Source organism: Domibacillus sp. 8LH (genome assembly GCF_038806185.1).
Taxonomy (GTDB): Bacteria; Bacillota; Bacilli; order Bacillales; family Domibacillaceae; genus Domibacillus; species Domibacillus indicus_A.
This window is the reverse complement of sequence record NZ_JAVJNG010000001.1, coordinates 659,592-677,976: the sequence shown is the minus strand read 5'-3', so window position 1 is coordinate 677,976 and position 18,385 is coordinate 659,592. Positions and strand designations below refer to the sequence as shown.

Genomic DNA, 18,385 nt, shown 5'->3' with positions numbered 1-18,385 from the left:
GAGGCTGAAGAGGCGCCCCTGCTAAGGGTGTAGGTCGGGTAACCGGCGCGAGGGTTCAAATCCCTCCTTCTCCGCCATATGGCCCCTTGGTCAAGCGGTTAAGACACCGCCCTTTCACGGCGGTAACACGGGTTCGAATCCCGTAGGGGTCATTCAAAAGCGAAAAGCACCCGGAAGTTATTTTAACTTCCGGGTGCTTTTTTATTTGCAAAATTTTAGCATAAGGATTCGTGTTATTTTTTAAAAAATAAGGGAAGATAATAAATAAATATGGAAATAAAGAAGGGAAATCTGTTTTTTTAAAGAATACTAAACAATAATTCAATTATAAATACGGAGTTATTCCGCATTTTCCTCTTTTCACTTCACCAAGAATACATAAAATAAAGGGTGTGGACCATGTCATCAGAAACATTTTATCCAAGCGATTTTGACCTCCATTTATTCCATGAGGGAAATCTTTTCAAAGCTTACAAACTATTTGGAGCGCATGTTCAAAACGAAAAAACCTGCTTCGTTTTATGGGCTCCCAATGCAAGAAAGGTTCGAGTAATTGGTGATTTTAACAGCTGGGATGGACTAGAATATGAAATGCATCAAGTATCTGCTGAAGGAGTATGGTTTTTAGAAGTTCCACGTAATTTGGAAGGATCATTGTACAAGTATGAAATTGTTGCACAAAGCGGCAGAGTTATGCATAAAACCGATCCATTTGCTTTTATGACAGAACTTCGTCCAAATACAGCCGGCGTAGTGAAAACGCTTGATCATTATCAATGGCGTGACGAAGAATGGCTGCGCAGCTTGGAATCATCCTCTGTTTATGAGGAGCCGCTGGCTATTTATGAAATGCATTTAGGTACGTGGAAAAGAAAAGGAAAAGGTGAAAATGACCTTTACACATATAGAGAGTTGGCTGATATGCTGATTCCACATGTGAAGGAACAGGGATTTACTCATATCGAGGTTATGCCGATAACAGAGCATCCTTTTGATCGCTCATGGGGCTATCAAAGCACAGGTTATTTTGCAACTACACGGCGTTATGGAGAGCCAAAAGATTTTATGTACTTTGTTGATGAATGCCATCGCGCGGGGCTTGGGGTTATTTTAGACTGGGTGCCTGGTCACTTTTGTAAAGATGCGCATGGCCTGCATAATTTTGACGGAAATTTCAGTTATGAATATGAAAACAGCTGGGATCGTGAAAACTATGTATGGGGAACAGCCAATTTCGATTTAAGTAAAACAGAAGTACATAGCTTTTTAATTTCAAATGCTCTTTTTTGGATGGATTATTACCACATCGACGGATTTCGTGTCGATGCAGTATCCAACATATTTTACTGGCCTAACCGTGACGGATTAGAAGCAAACCCACACGGCGTCGCATTTTTGCAAAAATTAAATAAAGCCGTTTTTTCATTTAAGCCACAAGCGCTTATGATTGCAGAAGATTCAAGTGACTGGCCGCAAGTAACCGCTCCCGTACATCAAGGCGGCATAGGTTTTAATTACAAGTGGAATATGGGCTGGATGAACGATGTGCTTGAATATATGGAAACACACTGGAACGAGCGCTCTCAAAAACATCACTTGATGACTTTTTCCCTGATGTACGCCTACTCGGAAAATTATATTTTGCCTTTTTCACACGATGAAGTCGTTCATGGCAAGAAGTCCCTGCTTGATAAAATGCCGGGTGACTACTGGCAAAAGTTCGCACAACTGCGTTTATTGCTGATGTTTATGATGGCTCATCCGGGCAAAAAGCTGCTGTTTATGGGAACAGAGCTTGCTCCTTTTTCTGAGTGGAAAGATCTGGAGGAAGTGGATTGGCATTTAACTGATTACGACATGCATCATAGTTTCAACCTTTATTTCACAGAACTGCTGCACTGCTATCAAGCAGAACCTGCATTATTTGAACGTGATCACAGTCCGGAAGGCTTTGAGTGGATTGATGTTCACAATCACCAACAAAGCATTTTGTCTTTTGTACGAAAAGATAAAGAGGGAAATCCAATCGTAATCGTGTGTAATTTTGGTGAATACGGGTACAGTGATTATAAAGTAGGTGTTCCGGAAGCAGGGCAGTATGAAGAAATATTAAATAGTGACCGCGCATTGTATGGAGGATCAAATCAGGTGAATAACGGTTCTATCGAAACGGTATCAGACACGTTCCATGGACAGCCTGCTTTTGTAGAAATAAATATACCGCCATTTGGAGCAGTTTATCTGCGCCGCGTAGACGAAAAAGGGAGGAACTAACATGGCAAAACAAAAATGTGTAGCAATGCTTCTGGCTGGAGGAAAGGGAAGCCGTTTAAAAGAATTGACGGAGAACCTTGCAAAACCAGCAGTGCCATTCGGCGGAAAATATCGGATCATTGATTTTCCGCTTTCCAATTGTGCCAATTCAGGAATTCATACAGTCGGTGTACTTACACAATATCAGCCGCTTGTCTTAAATTCATACATCGGAATTGGAAGTGCCTGGGATCTTGACCGTAAAAACGGCGGGGTAACCGTTCTTCCTCCTTATAGTGAGTCGTCTGAAGTAAAATGGTATTCCGGAACAGCAAGTGCGATTTATCAAAATTTAAACTATATTAAGCAATATGATCCGGAATATGTCCTGATTTTATCCGGTGATCATATTTATAAAATGAATTATGATACAATGCTTGATTACCATATCGAAAAACAAGCAGACGTAACCATCTCTGTTATTGAAGTGCCATGGGAGGAAGCAAGCCGTTTTGGCATTATGAATACAGATGCGGACTTTAATGTAACCCGTTTTGATGAAAAGCCTGAAAAACCGGAAAGCAACTTGGCTTCAATGGGCATATATATTTTTAAATGGTCTGTTCTCCAAAGATATTTAGAAATGGACGAAAGCAATCCTGACTCATCCAATGACTTTGGAAAAGACGTTATTCCTGCTATGCTGGCGGATAATTTAAAGCTGATTGCTTATCCATTTAAAGGCTACTGGAAAGACGTCGGCACAGTAAAAAGCTTATGGGAAGCCAATATGGATCTGCTTGACGAAAAGCAGGATCTAAACTTATTTGAATACTCTTGGCGCATTTATTCCGTGAATCCGAATCAGCCGCCACAAATTATCGGCTCAAAGGCGAAAGTTCAGCATTCGCTTGTGAATGAAGGCTGCATTATTGACGGGGTGATCGAGCAGTCAGTCATGTTCCAGGGGGTAGAAGTGGAAGAAGAAGCTGTACTGAAAGAGTGTGTAGTCATGCCAAATGCCCGTATAGGACGCGGTTCCTATATTGAGCGCGCGATCGTGATGGGTGATCTTGAAATACCAGAAAATACAGTTATTCGAAACGACTCCAATGATATTTTGCTGGTGACTGAACAATTCTTAATGGAGCACACTGAACAACAATCGAAAGTGGAGGAAGCCTAATGAAAAAATCGATGCTTGGTGTTATTGATGCAACTATGCTTCCAGGGGAAATGGGCGATCTTGCCCTTTATCGCTCCCCCGCAGCGATCCCTTTCGCGGGCCGGTACCGGCTTATTGATTTTGTGCTCTCCAATATGGTTAATTCAGGAGTACAGAGTGTGGCAATTTTCCCAAGATCTCCTTACCGCTCGTTAATGGACCATTTAGGTTCAGGGAAAGACTGGGATTTGAATCGTAAGCGCGATGGCTTGTTTTTCTTTCCTTCACCAACAAAAGAAGGGCAGCTGGACCGCATGTCGGAGCACCTTGACTACTTCCACCGCAGTGATCAAAAGTATGTGATCGTTTCAAACTGCACAACAGTAGCAAATATGGATTTTGCTCCTGTGTTGGACCGGTTTATAAAGCAAAATTGTGATGTTTTGGAAGTTACCCATAAAGGTGAATCAACTTATATTTATCTTCTCTCGTTAGAGCTCTTGCTTGACTTAATTGACCGGCGTAATGAAACAGGATATGAATCTGTACAGGCAGCAGTTGAAGATGCATCTTCTTCGTTAATAAAATGCCAATACGAATTTGAAGGTTTCCTACAACGGATCAAGACAGTGGACGATTACTACCAAACAAGCATGCAGCTTCTTGAAAAAGACAAGTGGAGCGAGCTGTTTAATGAATTTCAGCCTATTTATACAAAAGTAAAAGACGAGCCGCCAACCAATTATCTCGCAGGCTCACACGTTACAAACGCCATGATTGCCAACGGCTGCATCATCAGCGGGGAAGTCAATCATAGTATCGTTTTTCGTGGCGTAGCCATCGGCAAAAATTCGACGGTTAAAGACAGCATCGTTATGCAAAAAAGTAAGATAGGCGAAAATTGCGTGCTGGAGCACGTCATTATTGATAAAGATGTATCAGTACAAGATGGGGCTATTTTGCGTGGAACGCCGGAAAAGCCGCTTGTCATTAAAAAAGGATCTGTTGAAAGTGCGGTGACCAGTTCGTGAAGGTTTTATTTGCTGTTTCAGAATGTGTACCATTTATCAAATCAGGGGGCCTCGCCGATGTGGCAGGGGCCCTTCCTAAAGAATTAGCCAGTATGGGAGTGGATGTACGGGTAATCATGCCGAAATACGGCACGATTCCTCAAAAATATCAACAGGAAATGAAACAAGTCGCTGTTTTTACTGTGCCGGTTGGATGGAGAAATCAGTATTGCGGCATTTTTGAGTTGAAGCAGGATGGCGTTACTTACTACTTCATAGATAATCTTTATTATTTCCAAAGGGGCAGCTTGTATGGCCATTATGACGACGGAGAGCGTTTTTCTTATTTTACAAGAGCGATTTTGGATTCTTTAAGTCATTTGGACTTTTTCCCAAATATCCTTCACTGTCATGATTGGCACACAGCCATGATTCCATTTATGCTCAAAGTTGAGCATCAGCACCGGCCGGGATATGAAAAAATACGGACCGTGTTCACCATTCATAATTTAATGTTCCAGGGGATTTTCCCGCCTGAAGCCGTAACCGATTTATTAAACTTACATAGCCAGCATTATCAAACGGGCCAGCTTGAGTTTAATGGCAATACAAACTTTATGAAAGGCGCACTTGTCGCTGCCGATGCGATTACGACTGTGAGCCCGACATACCGAAATGAAATTTTAAATTCATATTTTGGAGAGCGGCTTGAAGGCGTTCTGCAGGAACGGCAGGGTGATTTAAAAGGTATTTTAAATGGGATAGATTATTCCATTTATAATCCAGAAGCCAATGAGATGATTGAACCCTACAGTGTTGAAAATATGGCTGGGAAAGCGGAGAACAAGCGCCGTATTCAAGAGTTTTTCCATCTGCCTGTTCGTGAGGATGTTCCGGTTATCGGTCTTGTATCCCGCTTAACAGAGCAAAAAGGACTGTCGCTCATCCAACATGTTTTTCATGAAATCATGCAGGAAGATGTGCAATTTATCCTTCTTGGCAGCGGTGAAGCCCAGTTTGAAAACTTTTTCCGTGAAATGGAATGGGTGTATCCGGAAAAAGTCCGCTCCTATATTGGATTTAATGAGGAGCTGGCCCATCGTATTTACGCAGGATCTGATTTATTTTTAATGCCTTCCCAGTTTGAACCTTGCGGTCTTGGCCAGTTAATTGCCATGAAGTATGGTTCGCTGCCTATTGTTCGTGAAACAGGGGGGTTAAATGATACTGTTCATTCATACAATGAAGAAACCGGAGCAGGCAACGGATTTTCATTCAGTAATTTTAATGCCCATGATATGCTGCATACCGTGAGCAGGGCGCTGCATTTTTATCATGAAGAGCCTGAAGTATGGGCGAAAATTGTCGAGCATGCTATGCAGGCGGATTACAGCTGGTCGCAATCTGCTAAGGAATATATGAAGCTCTATGAGGATGTATCCAACAGGAGGGAAAGTCATGTTTTCTGATAAACAAGCATTTCAAGACTCGTTTAAAAAACGTTTGGAACAGTCCTATAGCATCAGCTTTCAAGATTCTACACGTTCCCAGCAGTTTGTTACGCTCAGCAGCATGGTTCGCGAATACATCAGCAGCGAGTGGATTGAAACAAATGAACGCTATCGAAAAAGCAACAAGCAGGTGTACTACTTGTCCATAGAATTTTTGCTCGGACGCCTGCTTGGACAAAATTTAATTAATCTTGGTTTGTATGAAAAACTGGATTCGTGGCTGTCAGATTTAAACATTCCGCTTCATGAGCTGGAGGAGATTGAGCCGGACGCTGCGCTTGGCAACGGTGGCTTAGGCCGCCTTGCCGCCTGCTTCCTGGACTCACTGGCTTCTTTGAATTTACCAGGACATGGATGCGGTATTCGTTACAAACACGGGTTGTTTGAACAAAAAATGGTCGACGGTTTTCAAATGGAGCTGCCGGAAAACTGGCTGCGTTATGGTTATGTATGGGAGATACGAAAGTCTGATTTATCAGTCGATGTCCCGTTTTGGGGCAGTGTCGATGTGATCGAGCGCGACGGTGCAATGAAGTTTCGTCATGTAGATGCGGAATACGTACGAGCTGTCCCGCATGATATGCCTGTTGTAGGCTATGGCGGAGAAACCATTAATACATTGCGATTATGGAGCGCAGAAATGTCTACCATGACACCGATGCATGATGTGCTCAAATACAAACGGGAAACGGAAGCCATTTCTGAGTTTCTATATCCTGATGATTCCAATGATGAAGGAAAGATTTTGCGCTTAAAGCAGCAATACTTTCTAGTATCTGCGAGCATCCGTTCTATTTTACGCCGCTTTCTCAGCACTGGCGGGGAATTAAAGGAGCTTCATGAACATGTAGCGATCCATATCAATGATACTCATCCGGTATTAGCTATACCAGAATTGATGCGTCTTTTGCTTGATGAGTATCAGCTTTCGTGGGAAGAAGCATGGAATATTACGGAAAAAACATTTGCTTATACGAATCATACTACTTTGTCGGAAGCGCTGGAACGCTGGCCGATTCGTTTATTTAAACCACTCCTGCCGCGTATTTTCATGATTGTGGAAGAAATTAATGAACGCTTTTGCAGAAGTTTGTGGGAAAAATATCCTGGTGATTGGTCAAGGATTGAAAAAATGGCCGTTATCGCTAACGGGGAAGTTCGTATGGCCCATTTAGCCATTGCCGGCAGTCATAGTGTGAACGGAGTAGCGCGCCTTCATACGGAAATCTTAAAAAATCGTGAAATGAACGATTTCTATCAGTTTTATCCGAAGAAGTTTAATAACAAAACCAATGGCATTACCCACCGCCGCTGGCTGTTAAAAGCAAATCCAGAGCTTACATCCCTGTTAACAGAGGCGATTGGCGACGGTTTTCACAAAAATGCGGCAGAGCTCTCTAAGCTCGCACCTTATGCTGACGATGCAGCATTTCAGGAAAAGCTATGGGATGTAAAAATGAAGCGGAAAGAAATATTAGCTAAGCGTATTTTTGACCAAAACGGCATTCAGGTCGATCCGTCGTCGATTTTTGATGTGCAGGTTAAACGTCTTCATGCTTATAAGCGGCAGCTGTTAAATGTGCTTCATATCCTGTCTCTTTATAACCGGGTAAAAGCAGATTCTTCTTACCAGATTCCGCCGCGCACTTTTGTATTTGGAGCAAAAGCATCACCGGGCTATTTTTATGCGAAACGAATCATTAAATTGATTCATTCGGTAGCGGACCTGGTGAATAATGACCCGGCCACAAAAGGGCTGCTTACTGTTGTATTTATGGAAAATTACCGCGTGTCTCTGGCGGAAGATATCATTCCGGCAGCAGATCTTAGTGAACAAATCTCTACTGCAAGCAAGGAAGCATCCGGTACTGGAAATATGAAATTTATGATGAACGGAGCCATTACCATTGGCACGCTCGATGGAGCGAATGTGGAAATTTTAGAACAAACAGGTCCTGAGAATATTCTTATCTTCGGTTTAAAAGCAGAAGAAGTGATGGCGTATGATAGAGAAGGCGGTTACCGTTCGATGGATTACTATCACCATAATCCGCTCATTCGCCGTACGCTTGACCAGCTTGTGGATGGCACGCTTGATGATAAAGGCTTGTTTAATATCATTTATGATTCTCTTCTTGGAGAGAATGATCAATATTTTGTGCTGAAAGATTTTGAGTCTTATTGCAAAACCCAGGAAGAAGCAGGCCGGATTTATACAAACGATTCGGAACGCTGGCGCAAAATGATGGTCCACAATATTAGCGGCTCCGGCATTTTTTCCAGCGACCGTACGATTCAGGAATACGCAAAAGGCATTTGGCATATTTAAAAAAATCCAGCGACATTACGTCGCTGGATTTTCATTGTCTTCATCACGGTCTTCTTTATACAGTTCGTTGTAATTCTCTTTGTCTTCTACAAAATCAGCAGGAGTCTCGGAAGTTCCGTAATTTGCTGCATCACTAAAACTGTCAATGCCGTCATCCGGATGGGAGAGACGGTCTTCCGGCACGCGGTCGGTTTCAGGTTCTTGATCTGGTGTGTGATCTACAGAATAAAGGGTTGTTGGGACTGCCTGAAGACGCTCAAATGGGATTTCCTCACCACTTTCTTTACAAATGCCGTATGTGCCACCTTCCATCGCCGCAAGAGCAGCCTCGACTTTATCCAACTCATCCCGGCTGTGATCATCAATGGCCATATCCCGCTCCCGTACATACAATTCCGTTCCGGTATCCGCTGGGTGATTGTCGTAAGAAGACAGCTCTCCTACATCCTCGTTATCGTTATCCTGCTCCAGCCGGCCGGTCAGCTGCTCCTTTTGACGGAGCAATTCTTGTTTGAGTTCGTTTAACTGTTCTTGTGTAAGCATAAGTTGCCTCATCCTTTCATCTATATCCTACTCTATAGCCGTTTTGACATAGAAAAAAACCCGATTGTTTGATCGGGTTAAAAAAGGTAGCTGATGCATAAGCCGAAAGCAAGAAGGAAGCCGTAAAACGTATTGGTCTGGGCGGTCGCCTTCATCGCCGGCATCATTTGAAATGGAGGTTCCCCGCCTTTGCCTTTAAAGCCTTTCACTGCTTTTATGGCTTTTGGAATGCTTAAGTATGAAAGAAACAGCCAAGGGGAACCTGAATCTGTGAATAATAAAACAATCACCCACAAGAAAGTGATGAAAAAAGATGCAGCAAGAACAAAAACCGAACGGTCATGGCCAATTAAAATAGCTATTGTTTTTCGGCCGGCTTCACTATCGCCAACACGGTCACGAATATTGTTGGATAAGTTAATGCTGCCAACAAGCAATATAATAGGAAGTGAAAATAAAATCGCTGTTGTGGACAGGAAGCCCGTTTGAATATAAAACGAAATATAGATAATAATGCCGCCCATAAAAACGCCAGATGCCAATTCACCAAACGGTGTATAAGCAATCGGAAGGGGGCCGCCTGTGTACAAGTAGCCGACAGCCATACAAATGATGCCAATTAAGCCGATCCACCATGAAGAAGCGATACAAATGTATAGACCGAGCAAAAGCGCGATGCCAAAAAAAGCGAAAGCCATATAAAGAACGGTTTTCGGCTTAACACCGTTGCGTACAATAGCACCTCCGATACCAATTGATTTTTCTGTATCAAGGCCACGCTTAAAATCAAAGTATTCGTTAAACATATTTGTTGCTGCCTGAATAAGCAAAGAGGCAATCAACATCGCTAGAAACAACGGAATATGCAGGTCTGTATGGGCAAGAGCCAGCGCCGTTCCAAGAAAAACAGGAACAAACGCAGCTGTTAACGTATGAGGCCGCATAAGCTGCCACCATATTTGAAAGCCAGTGTCAGCAGAGGGGGTTTGATTCATTCTTCTTCTCTCCCAATTTTCATTGTGAACAAATAAACAAATGTCCTTCATCAAGTGTAGAAAACGGAACCAAAAGTGTCAATCCTTTTTCAATAGGATATTAATCTTGAATTTTTTCCGAAAAATCGAACATCGTTTTTCGGAAATGAAAATGTAGCACAAGTGGTATATAATAAGAAGGAAACATAAAGCGCGGTTTAAAAGCCGCAATGTCTTAGTGCCTTAAGGGGCCAAAGAAGTTTGACCCTGTGTGGTCGGCACAATGGAGGGATTTCATTGGCTATGATAAAGGGGCACCCGCTTAAAGGGGCCTTTGTTGATTTTATAAACGAAATAAACGGTTCGACTTTATTCAGTTATGTAGAAAAAGTGGAAAAAGGCGACCCGATCTGTTTTTACGAGAACGGAAAAGAATGGTACAAAGGAGAACGGTTTTATTTCAAAGACCGTGATGGGGAAAGAACGATTGCAGGACTCGGCAGTGTACAGACGATCCAAAGCAGCAAAGCCGAGCGGTTTGAGGATGTGGAAGGGCAGTGGGATGCCCTGATGAAGCGTGCTTCCATCCATAATCCTTATGATATTTACGGGACAGGGCCCGTTGCATTTGGCGGTTTTTCATTTGATCCGCTTCGCTCTCAAGGAGAAGAGTGGTCCCGCTTTGCACCGTCTTTTTTTTATGTGCCGGAATTAATGATGACGGTTTATGGCGGTGAAACATATGTAACGATCAATATGATGTGCGAAGATGTAGAGTCAGGCCGGTTATTTGATCAAATTGAAGAACGGAAGCAGGCCATTTTGTCAGATTTGAAGCGTTCATTCGAAAAAGAAGCGGTATTAATGGAGCTTCGTGCTGGGGATACACAAGCGTGGAAGGAGTCCGTTCAAGCCGCGGTTCATCGAATTGAAGCAGATGACGATCTGAAGAAAGTAGTACTGGCCCGCAAAGCAAGCGCTGCTTTTGATGGTACTATTTCGTCAGACCGCATTCTTCGCCGCTTGGACGAGGGACAGCCGGACAGCTTCGTTTTTTCTATTGAAGCAATGGACAGCTGTTTTTTAGGTGCTTCTCCTGAACGGCTTGTGAAGAAACGGGCACAAACCGTTTTAACAACGTGCCTTGCCGGTTCAACAGGCCGCGGTGCAACAGAGCAGGAAGATGAGCAATTAGCGGATGCACTGCTGCATGACAGTAAAAACCGGATGGAACATGACTATGTTGTGCAGATGATCCGAGAGGAAATGCAGGCGATGTGCGATTACGTGGCCGTACCGGATGCGCCGGTCGTAATGAAAGTAAGAGATATTCAGCATCTGTATACGCCGGTCATCGGAGAAGCAGACAAGGACGAGTCTATTCTGCGGTTTGTTCAGGCACTTCATCCAACTCCTGCACTTGGCGGACTTCCGAGTGAAAAAGCACTCGGTGTGATCCGTGAACTGGAAGATATGGACCGGGGCTTTTATGCAGCGCCGGTTGGCTGGATGGATTACCGGAAAAATGGTGAGTTTGCGGTGGCGATTCGCTCTGGATTACTGGTACAGAACGAAGCATTTTTATATGCAGGCTGTGGAGTAGTGGCGGAGTCTGTTGCGGAGATGGAGCTTGAGGAAACAAACATGAAGCTGCGGCCGATGCTGCGGGCGATCGGAGGCGGCAATGAATAATCATCAGGACAACATGACACAATACAATGCACATTTTATAGACAGCCTGGTCCGTTCGGGAGTCAAGGAGGCGGTCATCAGCCCCGGCTCCCGTTCGACACCGATGGCGCTATTAATGGAAGAGCATCCTCGGCTGCGCACTTTTATTCAAGTGGATGAGCGGTCGGCGGGTTTTTTTGCGCTTGGGCTGGCTAAAGCCACACAAAATCCTATTGCACTTCTTTGTACATCCGGCACGGCGGCGGCCAACTACATGCCGGCAGTAGCGGAAGCGAAAATCTCACGCGTTCCGCTTATTGTGCTGACATCAGACCGTCCGCCTGAACTCCGGGATGTTGGCGCTCCGCAGACGATTGACCAGCTTCACTTATACGGTCATACAGCAAAATGGTTTGCGGAAATGGCCCTTCCGGAATCAGATCAGTCTGCGTTGCAGTACGTCCGCACACAAGGTGCCCGGGCGGTTTTTGAATCACTTGCTGAACCGGCAGGGCCGGTTCATTTAAATTTTCCTTACCGTGAGCCGCTCGTACCGGATTATGATGGTATTTTTGAACGAATCAAAATCCCTGCTCCCGTTCGGCTGATTTCTGGCAGAAAGGTGCCGGATCCGATTATGCTGGATGATGTAGCAGGAGCACTCAAAGTCGAAAAAGGTCTTATTGTAGCGGGAGAGATTGTGAAGCCGGAGATGTCAGAAGCGATCCTTTCGCTTTCCGAAAAAACAGGCTGGCCGGTTGTAGCCGATCCGCTTTCGCAGCTTCGTACGGACAAAACAGTGATTGACAGCTATGACGCCTTTTTACGTGATGATGAGATGAAAGACGCGTTAAAACCAGAAGCGATCGTTCGGTTTGGTGCGCTGCCGGTCTCAAAATCTCTCATGCAATATATGAAGCGTCAGCAGGATGCGGTGCATGTAATTGTAGACGCAGACGGAGGATGGCGTGATCCTTCCCATATTGCGACCCATATGGTGAATGTAGATGAAGCCGCTTTTTGCCGTGAAATGATACAGAGATTGGAAGGAAGCCGCTCTTCATGGTACACATTATGGCAGAACGTAAACGAAGCAGCCCGCTCGGAGATGAAAAAAGCAGAAGGCATGGACGAAGGTTCATTGTTTCGGCAGTTTTTAGAGGCAGTGCCATCCGGCTCTTCTGTTTTTGCAGGAAACAGTATGCCGATTCGAGATCTTGATTCCTTTTTATTTTCAGGCGAACAAACTCTTCGTCTTCACGGAAATCGTGGGGCAAACGGTATAGACGGTCTTGTTTCTACAGCTCTTGGCATTGCCGCAAGCGGGGAAAAGGTTTATGCTGTTATGGGAGATTTATCATTTTTTCACGATGTAAATGGTTTGCTGGCGGCCAAAATGAACGGCCTGTCGATGACCATTTTAATTATGAACAACAATGGCGGCGGCATTTTTTCTTATTTGCCGCAGGCGGGGGAACGAAAGCATTTTGAAAGGCTGTTCGGCACTCCGTCTGGCTTAAAGTTTGATCATGCAGCTGCACTTTACGGCTGCCACTACGTTCGAATTGAGAACAGCGGCGAGCTTCAAAGAGAGCTGTCCGTGAAACGGGACGGAATCACCATATTAGAAGCATTAACGGATCGTTCCCAAAACACAGCGATTCACCGGGAGTTATGGCAAAGAGCGATTGCAGCTGCAAAACAGGTGATTCAATGACCATTTTTCGTCAAGTAAAAGGCGAAGGAGAGCCGGTTTTATTGCTGCATGGTTTTACGGGAAATTCTTCTACGTGGAAAGGCTTGGACGAGCATCTTCCCTTTCAGCTTGTGATGCCCGATCTTGCCGGGCATGGACAAACGAACTGTTTAGCAGCAGATTTGGAAACAGAAGCTGAATCTCTTAAAAAGATGATGAATGACGCCGGTTTTTCTTCTTTTCATCTTATCGGTTATTCAATGGGCGGCCGCCTCGCTTTGGCTCTCGCGCTTCTTTACCCAGAGGCGGTCCGGTCTTTGGTGCTGGAAAGCACTTCACCGGGGCTCGAGAGTGAAGAAGAGCGTGCAGCAAGGCGGCAATCAGACGAAAAACTGGCTCAACGAATTGAACAGGAAGGCGTTGCCTCGTTCGTTGATTTTTGGGAAAGTATTCCAATGTTTGCTTCGCAGAAAAAACTGCCAGCGGCTGTTCAAGAGAAGGTCCGGAGGGAGCGCCTGGCCCAGTCGGCAGAAGGGCTGGCGTCGTCACTTCGTTTGATGGGAACCGGCAGCCAGCCATCGTATTGGAACCGGCTTCAAATGCTTAGCATGCCTGTTTTGCTGCTTACAGGAACGCAGGATGAAAAATTTACACGTATCGCCTGCCGGATGAAGGAGCGGCTTCCATTTTGTGAATGGATTCAATTTGACGGAGCAGGCCATGCAATTCATGTGGAGCAGCGCGAAAAATTTGGTACAATAGTAAAGACGTTTTTGTTGAATCAAAAAGGAGGACAACAAAGTGGCAATTAATTGGGTAAAAGAACGCGAATACGAAGACATTAAGTATGAAACGTATAATGGCATTGCCAAAGTGACGATCAACCGTCCCGAAGTACATAACGCATTTCGTCCGAAAACAGTCACGGAAATGATCGATGCATTTGCATATGCGCGTGACGATTCTAAAATTGGCGTTATTATTTTAGCCGGTGAAGGCGGAAAAGCATTCTGCTCCGGCGGTGACCAAAAAGTGCGCGGCCATGGCGGCTACGTAGGAGATGACCAAATTCCACGCTTAAACGTGCTGGACTTACAGCGTTTGATCCGTGTTATTCCAAAGCCGGTAATCGCAATGGTGGCAGGCTATGCAATCGGCGGCGGTCACGTGCTTCACGTTGTATGTGATTTAACGATTGCAGCAGACAATGCTGTATTCGGACAAACAGGACCGAAAGTCGGCTCCTTTGATGCTGGTTACGGTTCAGGCTACCTGGCACGCATCGTCGGCCATAAAAAAGCGCGTGAAATTTGGTTCCTTTGCCGTCAGTACAATGCGCAGGAAGCATTGGACATGGGTCTTGTAAACACGGTTGTACCACTTGAAAAATTAGAAGAAGAAACGGTGCAGTGGGCGGAAGAAATGCTTTCAAAGAGCCCGACGGCGCTTCGCTTTATCAAAGCGGCTATGAATGCGGACACAGATGGTCTTGCAGGCCTGCAGCAGTTTGCAGGTGATGCGACGCTTCTTTACTACACAACAGATGAAGCAAAAGAAGGACGCGATTCGTTCAAAGAAAAACGCGATCCGGACTTTGGCCAGTTCCCAAGATTCCCGTAACGAAATCGAAAGAGTGTCCTATACCGGACACTCTTTTTTTAAATGGAAAGGATGACCATAATGAACATGCCAAACTGGCTTCAGCAGCGTGCTTTTTTAACTCCTGAGCGAACGGCTCTTGCTTTTTATGACGAAACGTGGACCTTTTCACAATTGTTCGATAAAGCATCCATGCTGGCAGATCAATTGAAGGCAGCGGGAATAAAAAAAGGCGACTATTGCGGTGTGCTGGCAGGAAATCGTCCGGACACGGTTTTTCTCATTCATGCTCTTCAGCAGATCGGCGCTGCAGCAGTGATGCTAAACAGCCGGCTGGCCGCAGAAGAACTGGCCTGGCAGCTCCAAGATGCCGATGCTGTGTGTCTGTTGTATGACGGGGAGCATCAGAATAAAGCTCATTCTGTGAAAGATATACGTTCTTTTTGTTTTACCTCATTCGAGAAAGCAGCGAAAGAAAACAAGCGTGAAATGTTTGCTTTAGAGGACATTTGCTCGCTTATGTATACATCTGGTACAACAGGACGGCCAAAAGGTGTTAAACAGACGTATGGCAATCATTATGCCAGCGCGACAGCTTCAGCTTTAAATCTTGGTCTTCACTCGGACGATGCCTGGCTTTGTGCGGTGCCTCTATTTCATATTTCAGGGTATTCTATTTTAATGAAAAGCGTGTTGTATGGAATGGAAGTGTGCCTCGTTGAAAAATTTGATCCGAACTATGTAAACGGACTGTTACAAGAAGGACGAGTGACCATGATTTCAGTTGTCACGGCCATGCTTTCTTCCATGCTGCATACACTCGAGGGAGCGTACCACGCCCGGCTTCGCTGTGTACTTCTTGGCGGAGGCCCTGCTCCTCTTTCCATATTGGAGACGTGCCAGGCAAAAGGGATCCCTGTTTACCAAACGTATGGCATGACTGAGACTTCCTCTCAAATTGTAACGCTCGCACCAGAAGATGCTTTCCGGAAAATCGGTTCCGCCGGCAAGCCTTTGTTTCCATGCGCGATCCATATTGATGGAGAAGACGAGGGAGAAATTTGGGTCAGCGGCCCCAACGTGACGCCAGGCTACTTAAACCGCCCGGACGCGAACGAGCAGGCTTTTCAAAACGGCTGGTTTCGGACTGGAGATATCGGCCGGCTTGATGAAGAAGGATTTTTATATGTGCTGGACCGCCGTTCCGATTTAATTATTTCTGGCGGTGAAAATATTTACCCGGCCGAAATCGAGTCCGTCCTTACCGGTCATCCAGCCCTTTTAGAAGCCGGGGTGGCGGGTGTGCCGGATGAGAAATGGGGAAGTGTTCCCGCTGCTTTTTATGTGGCACAGTCTCCGGTTTCGAAAGCGGAATTGATGCATTTCTGTCAGGAAAAGCTCGCCCGTTTTAAAGTGCCGGCTTATTTTATTGAAGTAGAAGTCCTGCCGAGAAATGCGGCAAATAAATTGCTCCGACGTGAACTGGCGAGGCAGTGGAGTGAGCGTTATGAACATTAAGCGGCTCACGATGCATGTAGTAGAAATGCCGCTGAAAGTGCCGTTTTACACACACTTGGAAACGGTCACGAAGCGGGAAGCGATTATCATTGAGGTAGAAGACCGGGATGGGACAGTAGGCTGGGGAGAAGCGTCCGCTTTTTCTACGCCATGGTACACGGAAGAAACGGTGGCCACAGAGTGGCACATTATAAAGGACGTGCTGTTTCCGCTGCTGAAAGAGCATGACATTTCTCATCCGGCGGATGCATCGTCCCTTTTTTGGGCTGTACGGGGCAATCAGATGGCTAAAGCGGGTGTAGAATCAGCACTATGGGATTTGTACGCTAAAAAGCTGGATCAGCCGCTTTTTGGAGTGCTTGGCGGAACGCGCTCATCCATTTCGGTCGGAGCGGTTGCTTCAGGAAAAACAACGGACGATATGCTGGAACGCATACAAGCTCATGTAGAAGCTGGATATAGGCGCATTAAAGTAAAAATCAGCCAGGGCTCCGACATCGAAATGCTGACAGCGATTCGTAAAGCATACCCACACATTTCGCTGATGGCTGATGCCAATTCAGCCTACTCGCTGCAGAATATCGATCATTTAAAAACACTTGATACATATGGGCTGATGATGATTGAACAGCCGCTTGAAGCAGACGACATGTGGAACCATGCAAAGCTGCAGCGCCAGCTTAAGACACCGGTTTGTTTAGACGAAAGCATCCGTTCTTTCCACGATGCCAAGTGTGCGGTTGAAATGAAGGCCTGTCGGGTGATCAATGTAAAATTCAGCCGGGTAGGAGGAATATCGGAAGCAAAGCGCATTCATGATTACTGCCTTCAACAGAATATCGATATTTGGGCAGGTGGAATGATTGAATTTGGCATTTCGCGCGCACACAATGTGGCGCTTGCTTCGCTTCCAGGATTTACGATGCCGGGTGACATTGTCTCCACTGACTATTACTGGGAAGAAGATTTTATTGAGCCCGGCATTTTTGTTCAAAACGGCCGGATTCACTTGTCGCAGGAACCAGGCATTGGCTTCGGAGTCAGCCGGAAGCGAATAGAAAAGCAGCGAAAAGCGGTTCATTCCGCTTAATTCAATTTCTTTTTTTTAGCGGCCACTTTTCGGGCACATAATCTACGCCGCCAGGGTGAAATGGATGGCATTTTAAAATACGAATAACAGCAAGCAGTCCGCCTTTTAGGGCTCCATGCTTTTGAACGGCTTCGTACCCATAATGGGAACAAGTCGGATAAAAGCGGCATGAAGGCGGCTTTAGCGGTGAAATTCCTTTTTGGTAAAAGCGGATCAAAAACAAGAATAGCTTTTTCATTTTTCCTCCTGTTTTTCATATGCGGAGTTTTCTTTTGGCGGATCAATCGTGTGTTTGTAACGGTATCCTTTTTGAATGGTGAATAAGGCAAGAGCCAGTACAACGAGAACAACAAGCACAGAAACGATAAGGACCATCATCATATCCGACAAGGAAATCCCTCCTTTTTTCATAGTGTATCACGTTTTTGTTTAGTTCTGTATAGGAGTGGTATACTAAAAAGGTCGAGATAAATTTGAAAATGTTGGAGGAGATTCTTTTATGTCAGAACAGCTAATCAGCAGTGTAAACAAACAGGTTGCAAACTGGACGGTGCTTTATACAAAGCTTCATAACTATCATTGGTATGTAAAAGGACCTCAGTTCTTTACGCTGCATGCAAAATTTGAAGAGTTATACACTGAAGCAGGCGGACATATTGATGAGCTGGCTGAGCGTCTTTTGGCGCTGGACGGAAAGCCGGTAGCAACGCTTCGTGAATCCCTTGAACTGGCCACGGTAAATGAAGCAGAAGGGCAGGAATCTGCGGAAGAAATGGTACAGTCAGTTGTCAATGACTTTACAACGCTGACTAGCGAATTAAAAGAGGCAATGGATTTAGCCGCTGAAGTAGGCGATGAAACAACAGGCGATATACTTCTGGCAATCCACCAAAGCCTGGAGAAGCATGTTTGGATGCTTAAATCATTCCTAGGAAAATAATGAACAAGCCGAGCCGATAAGAGCTCGGTTTTTTTATGAAAGGAAACAAAAAAACGGAGAATGAGTATTCTCCGTTTTTTCTTTAT

The 18,385-nt window shown here is 45.0% G+C and carries 16 protein-coding genes and 1 tRNA gene; 13 read left to right on the top strand and 4 right to left on the bottom strand.

What is annotated here, in order from left to right; all coding sequences use genetic code 11:
• Nucleotides 1–80: 80 nt before the first annotated feature.
• The 6 genes from RG959_RS03500 to RG959_RS03475 all read left to right on the top strand — a co-directional run bounded on the left by RG959_RS03500 (nucleotide 81) and on the right by RG959_RS03475 (nucleotide 8,268).
• Nucleotides 81–152: transfer RNA gene (locus RG959_RS03500), tRNA-Glu, on the top strand.
• Nucleotides 153–399: 247 nt separating this feature from the next.
• Nucleotides 400–2,274 (top strand): 1,4-alpha-glucan branching protein GlgB, encoded by a 1,875-nt coding sequence (glgB, locus tag RG959_RS03495; protein WP_342795952.1) that lies wholly within the window; start codon nucleotides 400–402, stop codon nucleotides 2,272–2,274.
• 1 nt (nucleotide 2,275) lies between these two features.
• Nucleotides 2,276–3,439 carry a glucose-1-phosphate adenylyltransferase gene (locus tag RG959_RS03490; RefSeq protein WP_242233183.1) on the top strand — a complete coding sequence of 388 codons (1,164 nt, stop codon included), beginning with the start codon at nucleotides 2,276–2,278 and terminating at the stop codon, nucleotides 3,437–3,439.
• Nucleotides 3,439–4,449, top strand: coding sequence for a GlgC family sugar phosphate nucleotidyltransferase (locus RG959_RS03485; protein ID WP_342795951.1), 1,011 nt, complete (start codon nucleotides 3,439–3,441; stop codon nucleotides 4,447–4,449). Before RG959_RS03490 ends, RG959_RS03485 begins: the two co-directional genes overlap by 1 nt.
• Nucleotides 4,446–5,897, top strand: coding sequence for a glycogen synthase GlgA (gene glgA, locus RG959_RS03480; protein WP_342795950.1), 1,452 nt, complete (start codon nucleotides 4,446–4,448; stop codon nucleotides 5,895–5,897). The genes RG959_RS03485 and glgA overlap by 4 nt, the downstream gene beginning before the upstream one ends.
• A complete protein-coding gene (locus tag RG959_RS03475) occupies nucleotides 5,887–8,268 on the top strand; it encodes a glycogen/starch/alpha-glucan phosphorylase (RefSeq protein ID WP_342795949.1) in 2,382 nt (793 codons plus the stop codon). The genes glgA and RG959_RS03475 overlap by 11 nt, the downstream gene beginning before the upstream one ends.
• Before the next feature lie 15 nt (nucleotides 8,269–8,283).
• On the opposite strand, the gene RG959_RS03470 is transcribed toward RG959_RS03475, so the two are convergent.
• Nucleotides 8,284–8,811, bottom strand: coding sequence for a TraR/DksA C4-type zinc finger protein (locus RG959_RS03470; RefSeq protein ID WP_342795948.1), 528 nt, complete (start codon nucleotides 8,809–8,811; stop codon nucleotides 8,284–8,286).
• A gap of 77 nt (nucleotides 8,812–8,888) precedes the next feature.
• Nucleotides 8,889–9,806, bottom strand: a complete 918-nt coding sequence (locus RG959_RS03465) for a 1,4-dihydroxy-2-naphthoate polyprenyltransferase (RefSeq protein ID WP_342795947.1) — start codon at nucleotides 9,804–9,806, stop codon at nucleotides 8,889–8,891.
• A 282-nt stretch (nucleotides 9,807–10,088) separates the two neighbouring features.
• Between RG959_RS03465 and RG959_RS03460 the strand changes: the two genes are divergently transcribed.
• From RG959_RS03460 to menC, 6 genes are read left to right on the top strand one after another with little or no spacing between them, the layout of a single operon-like run.
• The gene (locus RG959_RS03460; protein WP_342795975.1) at nucleotides 10,089–11,477 is read left to right on the top strand and encodes an isochorismate synthase; all 1,389 of its coding nucleotides are present in this window, start codon (nucleotides 10,089–10,091) and stop codon (nucleotides 11,475–11,477) included.
• Nucleotides 11,470–13,173 carry a 2-succinyl-5-enolpyruvyl-6-hydroxy-3-cyclohexene-1-carboxylic-acid synthase gene (gene menD, locus RG959_RS03455; RefSeq protein WP_342795946.1) on the top strand — a complete coding sequence of 568 codons (1,704 nt, stop codon included), beginning with the start codon at nucleotides 11,470–11,472 and terminating at the stop codon, nucleotides 13,171–13,173. The genes RG959_RS03460 and menD overlap by 8 nt, the downstream gene beginning before the upstream one ends.
• Complete coding sequence (menH, locus tag RG959_RS03450) at nucleotides 13,170–13,964, top strand: 2-succinyl-6-hydroxy-2,4-cyclohexadiene-1-carboxylate synthase (RefSeq protein ID WP_342795945.1); 795 nt, start codon at nucleotides 13,170–13,172, stop codon at nucleotides 13,962–13,964. Before menD ends, menH begins: the two co-directional genes overlap by 4 nt.
• Nucleotides 13,960–14,772, top strand: a complete 813-nt coding sequence (menB, locus tag RG959_RS03445; RefSeq protein WP_410493044.1) for a 1,4-dihydroxy-2-naphthoyl-CoA synthase — start codon at nucleotides 13,960–13,962, stop codon at nucleotides 14,770–14,772. Before menH ends, menB begins: the two co-directional genes overlap by 5 nt.
• Before the next feature lie 57 nt (nucleotides 14,773–14,829).
• Nucleotides 14,830–16,269 carry an o-succinylbenzoate--CoA ligase gene (locus tag RG959_RS03440; protein ID WP_342795974.1) on the top strand — a complete coding sequence of 480 codons (1,440 nt, stop codon included), beginning with the start codon at nucleotides 14,830–14,832 and terminating at the stop codon, nucleotides 16,267–16,269.
• Nucleotides 16,259–17,359: an o-succinylbenzoate synthase gene (gene menC, locus RG959_RS03435; protein WP_342795944.1), complete on the top strand. Its 1,101-nt coding sequence runs from the start codon at nucleotides 16,259–16,261 to the stop codon at nucleotides 17,357–17,359. Before RG959_RS03440 ends, menC begins: the two co-directional genes overlap by 11 nt.
• A 1-nt stretch (nucleotide 17,360) precedes the next feature.
• Here the strand turns inward: menC and yidD are convergent, their stop codons facing one another.
• Both yidD and ytzI read right to left on the bottom strand, forming a co-directional pair.
• Nucleotides 17,361–17,597, bottom strand: a complete 237-nt coding sequence (gene yidD / locus RG959_RS03430; protein WP_251269714.1) for a membrane protein insertion efficiency factor YidD — start codon at nucleotides 17,595–17,597, stop codon at nucleotides 17,361–17,363.
• Complete coding sequence (ytzI, locus tag RG959_RS03425) at nucleotides 17,594–17,740, bottom strand: YtzI protein (RefSeq protein ID WP_342795973.1); 147 nt, start codon at nucleotides 17,738–17,740, stop codon at nucleotides 17,594–17,596. Before ytzI ends, yidD begins: the two co-directional genes overlap by 4 nt.
• A 118-nt stretch (nucleotides 17,741–17,858) precedes the next feature.
• On the opposite strand from ytzI, the gene RG959_RS03420 reads away from it, so the two are divergent.
• Nucleotides 17,859–18,299, top strand: a complete 441-nt coding sequence (locus RG959_RS03420; protein ID WP_342795943.1) for a Dps family protein — start codon at nucleotides 17,859–17,861, stop codon at nucleotides 18,297–18,299.
• Nucleotides 18,300–18,385 lie beyond the last annotated feature (86 nt).